Origin of the sequence: Arthrobacter sp. H14, from assembly GCF_000520495.1 — a bacterium.
GTDB lineage: Bacteria > Actinomycetota > Actinomycetes > Actinomycetales > Micrococcaceae > Arthrobacter_C.
The window spans coordinates 56,058-57,303 of record NZ_KI914640.1; the positions used below are offsets into that span (position 1 = coordinate 56,058).

1 protein-coding gene is annotated in these 1,246 nt (G+C 61.9%); it reads right to left on the minus strand.

Features of this window, described 5'->3' with window-relative positions; all coding sequences use genetic code 11:
• A partial coding sequence (gene ppk1 / locus Y707_RS24015; protein WP_081744672.1) for a polyphosphate kinase 1 occupies window positions 1–1,246 on the minus strand: 1,246 nt, incomplete at both ends.

Consider the following 1,246-nt stretch of genomic DNA (forward strand, 5'->3'; position numbering starts at 1 on the left):
CGCTGAGCGGCTTACCGTCTTCATCGAGGTGGTGGCGGGTCCACTCCCCGGATGGTTCAAGATGCCAGCTGGAGGTGGCGTCATCCATATAACGGTCAAGCAGTGCCACCATGGCGGAAATATCCTCTGTTGAACTGAGCTGGACCAAGGCTTCCACCCGGCGGTCCAGGTTGCGGTGCATCATGTCGGCGGAACCGATGTAGACCACCTGGTCACCGGCGTTGGCGAAGGCAAAGATCCGCGAGTGTTCCAGGAACCGCCCGAGAATGGAGCGTACCCGGATGTTTTCGCTCAGTCCTGGCACGCCTGGCCGTAGTGAGCAGATGCCCCGGACGACAATGTCGACGCTTAGCCCGGCCTGCGAGGCGCGGTAAAGGGAGTCGATGGTGGCCTCATCGACCATGTTGTTGACCTTGATCTGCACCCTGGCACTGAGACCGGCCTTCTTATTGGCGATCTCCTTCTCGATCCGGTCGATCAGACCGGAACGGACCGACCTTGGCGCAACAAGCAGCCGCTTGAATGTCGACTTAGGGGCGTACCCGGAGAGCTGGTTGAACAACCTCGAGAGGTCTTCGCCGACTTCGTTGCTCGCGGTGAGCAGTCCGAGGTCCTCGTAGTAACGTGCGGTGCTCGGGTGGTAGTTTCCAGTGCCGATGTGGCAGTAGCGGCGCAGCCCGTCGACTTCCTGCCGCACGACCAGGGACAGCTTGCAGTGCGTTTTCAGCCCCACGATGCCGTACACCACATGCACTCCGGCCTGCTCCAGTTTGCGGGCCCAGGAGATATTCGCCTGTTCATCAAACCGGGCTTTGATCTCGACCAGTGCCAGCACCTGCTTGCCGGCCTCGGCCGCATCAACGAGGGCGTCGACGATCGGGGAGTCACCGGAGGTGCGGTACAGGGTCTGTTTGATGGCCTGTACCTTGGGATCCGACGCGGCCTGCTCCAGGAACGCCTGCACCGAGGTGGAGAACGAATCGTAGGGGTGGTGCAGCAGGATGTCGCGCCGCCGCATGGCCGCAAAGACGTTGGCCGCCTTGGAGGTTTCGCTCTCATTCAGGAACCGGCTGGTGTGCGCGACGTGCCGCGGATACCGGAGATCGGTGCGTTCGATGTTTCCAATCACGCTCAGTCCGCGCAGGTCCAGCGGCGCCGGCACCTCATAGACCTCGTCCTCCTCGACGCCCAGCTCGCGCACCAGCAACGACTTGATGCTCGGATTGATATCCGTGGTGACTTCGAG